The sequence below is a fragment of the Vibrio genomosp. F10 str. 9ZD137 genome (assembly GCF_049974785.1).
GTDB lineage: Bacteria > Pseudomonadota > Gammaproteobacteria > Enterobacterales > Vibrionaceae > Vibrio.
This window is the reverse complement of sequence record NZ_JBNGCJ010000506.1, coordinates 1-10,011: the sequence shown is the minus strand read 5'-3', so window position 1 is coordinate 10,011 and position 10,011 is coordinate 1. Positions and strand designations below refer to the sequence as shown.

The 10,011-nt window shown below is 43.5% G+C and carries 9 protein-coding genes; all 9 read left to right on the top strand.

The features are described 5' to 3' along the window. The first annotated feature begins 618 nt into the window (after positions 1–618). Positions 619–1,347: a response regulator gene (locus ACP45E_RS12335; RefSeq protein WP_017033966.1), complete on the top strand. Its 729-nt coding sequence runs from the start codon at positions 619–621 to the stop codon at positions 1,345–1,347. A gap of 2 nt (positions 1,348–1,349) precedes the next feature. Then, positions 1,350–2,795 (top strand): ATP-binding protein, encoded by a 1,446-nt coding sequence (locus ACP45E_RS12330; protein ID WP_017033965.1) that lies wholly within the window; start codon positions 1,350–1,352, stop codon positions 2,793–2,795. A 157-nt stretch (positions 2,796–2,952) separates the two neighbouring features. Further along, on the top strand, positions 2,953–4,215 hold the full coding sequence (locus ACP45E_RS12325) for an ABC transporter substrate-binding protein (RefSeq protein ID WP_017033964.1): 1,263 nt from the start codon (positions 2,953–2,955) through the stop codon (positions 4,213–4,215). 146 nt (positions 4,216–4,361) lie between these two features. After that, positions 4,362–5,285, top strand: coding sequence for a carbohydrate ABC transporter permease (locus tag ACP45E_RS12320; RefSeq protein ID WP_017033963.1), 924 nt, complete (start codon positions 4,362–4,364; stop codon positions 5,283–5,285). Continuing rightward, positions 5,282–6,139 (top strand): carbohydrate ABC transporter permease, encoded by an 858-nt coding sequence (locus tag ACP45E_RS12315; protein ID WP_017033962.1) that lies wholly within the window; start codon positions 5,282–5,284, stop codon positions 6,137–6,139. The genes ACP45E_RS12320 and ACP45E_RS12315 overlap by 4 nt, the downstream gene beginning before the upstream one ends. A gap of 5 nt (positions 6,140–6,144) precedes the next feature. After that, complete coding sequence (locus ACP45E_RS12310) at positions 6,145–7,257, top strand: ABC transporter ATP-binding protein (RefSeq protein WP_017033961.1); 1,113 nt, start codon at positions 6,145–6,147, stop codon at positions 7,255–7,257. Positions 7,258–7,759: 502 nt separating this feature from the next. Further along, positions 7,760–8,755 (top strand): DctP family TRAP transporter solute-binding subunit, encoded by a 996-nt coding sequence (locus tag ACP45E_RS12305; protein ID WP_017033960.1) that lies wholly within the window; start codon positions 7,760–7,762, stop codon positions 8,753–8,755. A gap of 77 nt (positions 8,756–8,832) precedes the next feature. Further along, positions 8,833–9,540, top strand: a complete 708-nt coding sequence (locus ACP45E_RS12300; RefSeq protein ID WP_198927716.1) for a TRAP transporter small permease — start codon at positions 8,833–8,835, stop codon at positions 9,538–9,540. A 3-nt stretch (positions 9,541–9,543) separates the two neighbouring features. Next, on the top strand, positions 9,544–10,011 hold a 468-nt coding region (locus ACP45E_RS12295), incomplete at its 3' end, for a TRAP transporter large permease subunit (RefSeq protein ID WP_141707322.1).

The window sequence follows — 10,011 nt, the reverse complement described above, 5'->3', positions numbered from 1 at the left end:
AGTAGAATAACTACCTATCTAAGCTTCTGCCTTGTCTAAATAACCATCAAGTTGCTGCAAAATCAGCTCGAAAGATCAACTCGCCCTAGTTTCTGTCATAAAAAGTTAACGTTAATGTGGTTGTGAAATTTTCGTAAATTCATCATATTGTAATGACACTGTCATACAAACTCGGAGCGTTTATGGAACAACATCAAGAAATGATTCAACCCTCTAACCTCGGCGTCGTTAGCCGTACTTGTTTATTTTCATTATTCTCTGTTTTGAGCATCCTTTTAGTCATCTCGTGACCATTGAATTGCGAGTAGAGTGAACGTCTAAAAATGGGTGAATCCGTTACAAGTTCAAATCAATTAAGATAGCCATAACCAGGAGAAGCCTATTATGAATGCGTTGTCATTTTAGGTACATTCTCTCACTTTAAAACACCTTCTTTATTGCTGTTCTCTAATTCTTCATCATTTTTTCCCTGCCATTTCCCATCTGGTCCCCAATCGTCGTTTTATCGAGATGTGATCATGGTCTGTGACAGATTCAAAATTTATAAAGCTATCAATAAGCCTCATCTTGACTAATCTATACACTATGTAAAACATTTGTTAGTAGTAGGTAACCTAGATGCACGCGAAAGCACACATCCTAGTCGTTGATGATGATGTAGAAATTCGAGAGTTGCTTGATGAGTATTTGAATAAATCCGGTTTTAGTGTTTCAACCGTTGAGGATGGCAAATGCTTACATGAGTATATCGAGAAGCAGGGCTTTCCTGATTTAATTTTATTGGATGTCATGCTTCCGGGCGATGATGGCTTTACTCTGTGCCAGCAGTTAAGAAAAACCTCAACCGTTCCCATTATCATGCTGACGGCTGTTTCCGATGAAACGGATCAAATCATTGGCTTAGAAATAGGGGCAGATGATTATATTGCCAAACCGTTTAATCCAAGGCAGCTTGTTGCAAGGATTAAGGCGGTGTTGCGTCGCGCTCAGATTGCTCATGAGCCACCCAGTGATGCTATGCCCAAGACTATTGTGTTTGGCGATTGGAGCTTAGATACCTTGGCTCATCGAATTGTTAATCTAGACAATCAACAATCGCATGATTTATCTGGAAGCGATTTTGCCTTACTGATGTTGTTTCTAAGCAGGCCCAACGAGATACTCGATAGAGATACCATTTCTTTTGCGACCAAAGGCAGAGAATCGTTACCTTTTGAACGGGGTATCGACGTTCAATTAAGTCGGTTACGGAATCGATTGGGAGATAGTGCTAAGTTTCCACATTACATAAAAACCATGCGCGGTAATGGCTATCTATTAGCTGTCCCAGTTTCCTGCGGTGGTTAATAATGAGCTCACCGCTTCAATTAAAACCCAATTCTTTAGTTGCTAGAACACTCTGGCTCACATTACTTGCTGTGGTTATTGCGCAGGGTATAGCGACGTCAATTTGGTACTTTGAGTCAAAACAGAAAGAAGTAGAAGGTATTCACTCGGCATCTTCTAGTATGGCTACTATGTTTGCATCGACAGTGACCTTCTTTCAATCCCTTCCTGTTAACTATCGACACATTGTTCTAGACCAAATACGTAATATGGGGGGAACCCGTTTTTTTGTGTCGTTTAATAAAGAAAAGCTATTGGTTGAAGGCATTCCAAATACTCGTCTAAAGGCGGCTTCGGTCAGTGCGGTGACTCAAGTTTTAGAAGATAAGCTCAATAAAGTAAAATCGGTTTCGGTCGATTTTTCTCGCCCAGATAACCTGAGGTTGCTGAAAAATGATATTTACCTGAGTGATCTTCCCAAATCTTGGGCTCATCACACGTTGACTCTGGGCCCGATTAACCCACCGATACTGGTCGTCCAGATTGAATTGGCAACGGATGAATGGCTTTACATCGCGGCACTTCTTCCTGCTCCTTATGTCACCTTGCATGATACGATTTTGGGGCGTGAGCAGATCCTATTTTTGGTTCTATCGACTCTCATATTGCTTTTGCTTACCTACTTGCTGGTTAGGCGACAAGTAAAACCCTTGAAACGGCTAGCCAAAGCGGCCAATGAGATGAGTATGGACATCGATCAGCCTCCGCTGAGAGAAGAAGGGGCCAGTGAGTTAGTGACCGCTACCCGAGCGTTTAATCGCATGCAAAGTCGTATTCGACGCTATGTTTCTGATAGAGAGCATCTTTTTTCTGCAATTTCTCACGATTTGAAAACGCCGATTACTCGACTGAGGTTAAGGGCGGAATTACTCGAAAGTGACGTGAAAAGAAACAAGTTTAATAACGATCTTGATGAGTTAGAAATCATGGTCAAAGGGGCGCTGCAATGTGTTCGAGATACTGACCTGCATGAAAATAATGCGTATATCGACATCAATCATGCGATTCAATCGGTTATTGAGTCTCATAATCAATATGAGGAAAAAGTGTCATTTTACCCGATTGATCTGGGTACGATTGTGGCCAAGCCTCTAGCGATTAAAAGGGTGCTGACCAATATCATCGATAACGCGGTTAAGTATGGTGAGAGAGTGCAAGTTGTCACGACACAAACCGATGAATGGATCAAAATCATTGTGACTGATCATGGCCCAGGGATAGCAGAGGATAAGCTCGAAGCGGTATTTGAACCTTATTTTCGCATCGCCACAGACGAAGATGGTCATGGGTTAGGACTAGGAATTTGCCGCAATATTCTTCACGGACATGGTGGAGATCTCATTATTAGTAATCTAGAGAGCGGTGGTTTGAAAGCGCAAATCTACATTCCACGAGGTCTAGAAGTGTAATGTAACAAGATTGTTACATTGCAGTTACGGTTTGTTTCAGAACTTCGGCGGTGATTGGTTAGACTTCCAGTATTCGAGTATGAATGCTCGTTTATTGTTGTTCAGTTAAGTAACGCTCTTAATGAGCAATGACTAATCCAATACATGGAAGATAATAATGAAAATGAATAAAACCCTACTTACCTTATCTCTTTTGTCTGCTGCCTCTCTGTCTGCTTCTTCATTGTCTCACGCTGGTGAAGTTGAAGTTCTTCACTGGTGGACTGCTGGTGGTGAAGCTAAATCCGCTGCTGTTTTAAAAGATATGATCGAGCAACAAGGTCATACGTGGAAAGATTTTGCGGTCGCTGGCGGCGGTGGTGAAAGTGCCATGACGGTTCTGAAAACCCGCGCGGTATCAGGCAATCCTCCTTCGGCGGCTCAAATTAAAGGGCATGATATTCAAGAATGGGGTGGATTAGGTTTTTTAACCTCTCTTGACGAAACAGCAAAGCAAGAAAAATGGGATGACATTCTTCCATCGGTTGTGACTAACGTGATGAAATTCGATGGTGAATATGTTGCCGTGCCGGTGAACGTTCATCGTGTAAACTGGCTATGGGCAAACCCTGAAGTCCTTAAAAAATCAGGCGTTGAAGTTCCGACTACGCTTGACGAGTTCTTTATTGCGGGCGACAAAATTAAGGCCGCTGGCTTTATTCCTTTAGCGCATGGTGGTCAGCCTTGGCAAGACGCGACGGTATTCGAGGCTGTTGCTCTTGAAGTGTTAGGCAGTGAAGACTACAACAAAGCGTTCGTGGACTTAGACATGAGCGTGTTATCTGGCGACAAAATGACGGAAGTGTTCACTAAGTTTAAGAAGATCCGTGATTACATCGACTCAAACTCTCCAGGTCGTGATTGGAACGTAGCGACATCTATGGTCATTAATGGTGAAGCGGCAATGCAAATCATGGGCGATTGGGCGAAAGGTGAATTTACCGCAGCGGGCAAAGTGCCGGGTAAAGATTACATCTGTGCACCAGCGCCAGGCACCAGCGGTCAATTCACCTTTAATATTGATAGCTTTGCGTTCTTCGAGCTAAGTGAAACGGCGAATCAACAAGCGCAGCAAGATCTTGCCAAAACCATTCTCACTAAAGACTTCCAAGAGGTCTTCAATCTTAACAAAGGTTCAATCCCTGTCCGTTTAGATATGGATATGTCGAAGTTTGATCAATGTGCTTTAGACTCTATGGCAACCTTTAAAGAAAGTGCAACAACGGGCGATCTTGTTCCGAGTATGGCGCATGGTTTATCCACCACCAGCTATGCACAAGGTGCTATTTACGATGTCGTTACCAACTTCTTTAATGACCCGAAAGCCGATCCTAAAGAAGCCGCAGCGAAGCTCGCTAAAGCAGTTAAAGCAGCGATCTAACGTTTACCCTTAGCCTTTTGTTTATAAGGCTTTAGAAAAGACCCCCAGTGTGGATAGGCTGTCATGGCCTATTCATACTTTACCAACGCACGCACTGTCTTTTTTAACACTGCTTGTCTTGGTTGGTTATATAACAAGGAAACGTTATGGAGCATGTTTTGACTCAGTCAACAAAAAAACCAACAGTGAAGCCTAAATTCACCGATAGGTTACAACATTGGCTACCAAAGATTGTACTTGCCCCAACGATGCTCATGACAGTAGTGTGCATATACGGTTACATTTTTTGGACAGCGACTCTTTCATTCACAAATTCTCGATTTTTACCCAGTTTTAACTTTGTGGGCTGGGCTCAATACGAAAAGCTATTGGACAATGACCGTTGGATCACATCGATCACTAACCTCGGTCTTTTTGGTGGTCTGTTCATGTTGGTCGCTATTGGGCTTGGTGTGCTGCTTGCTATCTTTCTTGACCAGAATATTCGCCAAGAAGGGGCGATTCGTACCATCTATCTTTACCCAATGGCGTTATCGTTCATCGTAACAGGTACCGCATGGAAGTGGATTCTTAATCCTGGATTAGGCATTGAAAAAATGATGCATGATTGGGGGTTCGTCGATTTCAAATTTGATTGGCTCGTCAATTCTGAAATGTCGGTTTATACCCTGGTGATCGCTGCGGTTTGGCAATCCTCTGGATTCGTCATGGCGATGTTCCTCGCGGGGCTTCGTGGTATCGATTCATCGATAATTAAAGCGGCGCAAATCGATGGTGCAGGTTTACCAGCCATCTACATGAAAATTGTTCTGCCGTGTTTACGCCCGGTCTTTTTTAGCGCCATCATCATCACATCACACATTGCCATTAAGAGCTTTGATTTAGTGACGGCCATGACTGCTGGAGGCCCGGGTTATTCATCGGATCTGCCAGCCTTGTTTATGTATGCACACTCATTTACGCGCGGCCAAATTGGTTTAGGTGCGGCGAGTGCAATGATGATGTTAGCGGGAATACTTGCGATTTTAGTACCGTATCTCTACTCCGAACTTAGGGAGAAAAAATCATGAGTAATCAGCTTAATGTGGGTCGACTGTTTATTTACTCGATTCTCATCTTCTTTTGCTTAGTCTATCTAATGCCTTTATTCGTCATGGTGATTACCTCATTTAAGACGTTACCTGACATTAAGGCGGGTAACTTGATGAGCTTACCCAAAGAGTGGGTGTTTGATGCCTGGTATAAAGCGTGGGATGGCGCTTGCACAGGAGTGAAATGTGAAGGTGTGAAAGGCTATTTTTGGAATTCTTTTCAAATGGTTATTCCAGCTGTGGCTATTTCCACGCTACTGGGTGCTTTCAATGGTTACGTGGTGACGAAGTGGCAATTTAGAGGCTCTAACCTCTTTTTTAGTCTGCTTCTGTTTGGCTGCTTTATTCCATTTCAAGTGGTGTTATTACCAATGGCGGCGGTGCTTGGCAAGCTAGGATTAGCGAATACAAATACCGGTCTTATCTTTGTGCACGTTGTATACGGCATGGCGTTTACCACGCTGTTTTTCCGAAATTTTTATTTAGGCATTCCCGATGAGTTGGTTAAAGCCGCCAAACTCGACGGAGCGGGCTTTTTCACAATTTTCTTTAAGATTTTATTACCGCTTTCCACGCCGATTATTATGGTCACGGTCATCTGGCAGTTTACCGCCATTTGGAATGACTTCTTATTTGGTGTGGTGTACTCAGGCTCTGAAACACAACCTATTACTGTCGCGTTGAATAACTTGGTCAACACCAGTACCGGCATTAAGGAATATAACGTAGACATGGCCGCCGCTATCATTGCCGCGCTTCCTACCTTATTGGTTTATGTATTAGCAGGAAAATACTTTGTTCGTGGCCTAACGGCAGGATCGGTAAAAGGATAATTATTATGGCAACACTAGAACTGAAACAGATCCGCAAAACCTACCCAAAAGCGGACCAAGAAACATTGAAAGGCATCGATATCAGTATCGAATCCGGTGAGTTTTTGATTTTGGTTGGCCCTTCAGGCTGCGGGAAATCCACATTGATGAATACCATCGCTGGACTCGAAGATATTAATGAAGGTGAGATTGTTATTGATGGTACTGATGTCGCAAGCGTAGAGCCAAAAGACCGTGATATTGCGATGGTGTTTCAGTCTTATGCACTGTACCCAAATATGACGGTAAGGGGGAATATCGCGTTTGGTTTGAAAATTCGGAAAATGCCGCAAGTCAAAATCGATGCAGAGGTCAACCGCGTGGCTGAAATGCTGCAAATCGAACAGTTGCTTGACCGTAAGCCGTCACAGCTTTCGGGTGGACAAAGACAACGTGTGGCCATGGGGCGCGCACTGGCTCGTAGACCTAAGCTATATCTGTTTGATGAGCCTTTGTCGAATTTGGATGCCAAATTACGAGTTGAAATGCGCCATCAAATCAAGCGCCTACACCAAAAGCTCAACACCACCATCGTGTATGTCACCCACGATCAGATTGAAGCCATGACGTTGGCGGATCGGATTGCGGTCATGAAAGATGGTGAGTTGCAGCAGTTAGGGACACCTAAAGAGATCTACAACAAGCCGAATAATATGTTTGTTGCCGGTTTCATGGGGTCACCGTCAATGAACTTTATTAAAACGATGGTCGATCTCGATAACGAAGACAATCCGATTATTCGAGTTACCGGGTCAAATGATCAAGAGCATCATATAAAGCTACCTCAATCAATGCGCCAGCAAGATGGAAAAGAGGTGGTGATCGGACTAAGACCTGAACATATCAGTGACTCACAAGGTGAAGATACGACCGCCTCGACGCTGTTGGATTTAAAGCTAGAAGTTCTAGAGCCGACCGGGCCTGATACGATTGCCATGATTAAGGTGAATGACCAAGAGGTAGCGTGTCGTCTTTCACCAGAGTTTGAGGTGAGTGTAGGGCAGATGGCGCCTCTGCATTTTGACCTGTCAAAAGCGGTATTTTTTGATGCGAAAACAGAAAATCGGATTGATTTTTAACAAGGCTCAATGAATCGCAACCGTTCTAAAGTGCACCTTCCATTTGAGTGATGACCGATTTCAGATAGGTCATCAGCTTGAATGTTCGGGGGAGTATTCAAGCTGATTTTATACTTGGGATGGTGCACTTTACTCATGAATGTCACGAGTACAAAAAAGTGAAAGTGGGAGGATGACTCACTTTCACTTTTTTTGTTTGACGCTGTTGGGTAGTTCAAGCCGACCGTGCTAAGTGCTAAGTGCTAAGTGCTAAGTGATTTCTGTTATGCGCTATGTGTCATTTACCCCCCTTTTGGCGATTTCAATGGGTCATTTCCCACACATTTATTTACATTTAGCTTAGGTAGAGAACTCAAATTCATCGTCATACACTGACTTCTTATTATTCAATCCCTTACCGATAAAGGCTTGAGCACAATTTGTTACAAACTGGCTTGTTAATTGCTCTATTAGAAGCATCAGCCCATAGATGGTGCTGTTTTATTACTAAGGAGAATAAATAATGTTTAAGCCTCTTACCCTGCTGTCTGTCTCTGCTCTGGCATTGACAAGTTTTAATGCTGCTGCGAACTGCGATCCGGGTGAAATCGTGATCAAATTCAGTCATGTAACCAATACAGACAAACACCCTAAGGGAATTGCTGCTTCGTTGTTAGAAGAGCGTGTAAACACGGAAATGAACGGTAAAGCTTGTATGCAAGTTTTCCCTAACTCGACACTGTACGATGATGACAAAGTGTTAGAAGCCATGCTAAACGGTGATGTTCAATTAGCGGCTCCATCGTTATCAAAGTTTGAAAAGTTCACGAAAAAGTTCCGTATCTTTGACTTACCGTTTCTGTTTGACGATGTGGAAGCCGTCGATCGTTTCCAAAATTCAGAGTCAGGTGACAAGCTTAAAAATGCGATGCAAAGACGCGGATTGCAAGGTTTGGGTTTTTGGCACAATGGCATGAAGCAAATGTCGGCTAACGTACCGCTCATATCTCCCAAGGATGCCGATGGCCTCAAGTTCCGAGTTCAGGCTTCGGATGTTCTGGTCGCTCAGTTTGAACAGCTTGGTGCAAACCCACAAAAAATGTCGTTTAAAGAAGTGTACGGTGGCCTTCAAACTAAGGTTATCGATGGTCAGGAAAATACTTGGTCAAACATTTACGGTAAGAAGTTCTTTGAAGTTCAAGATGGCACAACAGAAACTAACCACGGTATTTTAGATTACCTCCTTGTGACGTCGAATGACTTCTGGAAAGAACTGCCTGATGATGTTCGTGATCAGCTTGGTACCATCATCAAGGAAGTGACAGAGGCGCGTAACGCGAAATCTTCTGAAGTGAATCTTGCGAACCGTAACAACATTATTGAAGCGGGTGGTGAAGTTCGTACGTTAACCGATGCTCAAAGACAAGAATGGGTGACGGCGATGAAACCTGTTTGGAAGAAATTTGAGAAAGATATCGGCGCAGATCTTATTGAAGCGGCTATCGCATCAAATAATTAATCTCTCCTTTTTAAATGCCCACTCCATTGGTGGGCTTTGTTGTTTCTTGGCACTGGTTTTGGGTGCCACATTACCTGATGGATCTAAGCATGTTTGAGAAAGCAGGAAAAGTAACGGACGCGATAGAAGAAACCCTCATTGCTTTTTTCTTAGGCGCGATGACGTTACTCACATTTGTCAATGTGGTTTTTCGATACGCCTTTAATGACAATATTTTATGGGCACTTGAGTTAACGGTATTTATGTTTGCGTGGATGGTGTTAGTCGGCGCATCTTACGGCGTAAAAAAGCACTTTCATATTGGTGTTGATGTCATCATTAACATGGCACCAGAGAAGCTACGTAAAGTGTACGCTATGGTTGCGGTGACCAGCTGTCTCGCTTTTTCAATATTATTGCTTATTGGTTCGTGGAATTATTGGTACCCGTTTGCGACCGAGCGCGCGTGGTATGAAACCGACGATATTCCAATGCCAGAGATGCTTCAGTTTATGTCTGATTGGTTGAATGAAGGAGAACGTTACGAAAAACTGCCTCGTTTTATTCCTTATATGGCATTACCGATTGGCATGGCGCTATTGACCTTCCGATTTACTCAGATTGCGTTTCAGGTTTTTAGTGGAAAACTGGACCGAATGATTGCAGGTCATGAAGCGGAAGAAGATCTCGATGCTTTGAGAGCGGATGTGTTGGCGGGGAGTGACGATGATGCGATGGCGCCTTTGACTCCTGATTCGTATAAAAAATCGGATGTGAACGTGAAACCAAACGGCAAGGAAGACTAGAACATGGCCATGTTATTTCTATTTTTAATGGTAATCGCGTTCATGCTGATTGGCGTGCCAATTGCGATTTCTTTAGGTTTATCCAGTATCATTTTTTTATTGATACATTCAGATGCGTCTCTCGCGTCTGTGGCACAAACTCTGTTTAATGCGTTTGCCGGGCACTATACGCTACTGGCGATTCCATTCTTTATTCTTGCCTCGAGCTTTATGTCTACGGGTGGGGTAGCGAAACGTATTATTCGTTTTGCGATTGCGATGGTTGGTTGGTTCCGTGGTGGACTTGCCATGGCATCAGTCGTGGCGTGTATGATGTTTGCAGCCTTGTCGGGTTCTTCACCGGCAACGGTGGTCGCGATTGGTAGTATCGTTATCGCAGGTATGGTTAAAAATGGCTATACCAAAGAGTTCGCCGCTGGGGTTATTTGTAACGCGGGTACGTTAGGTATCTTAATTAGATCGGAAGAGCGG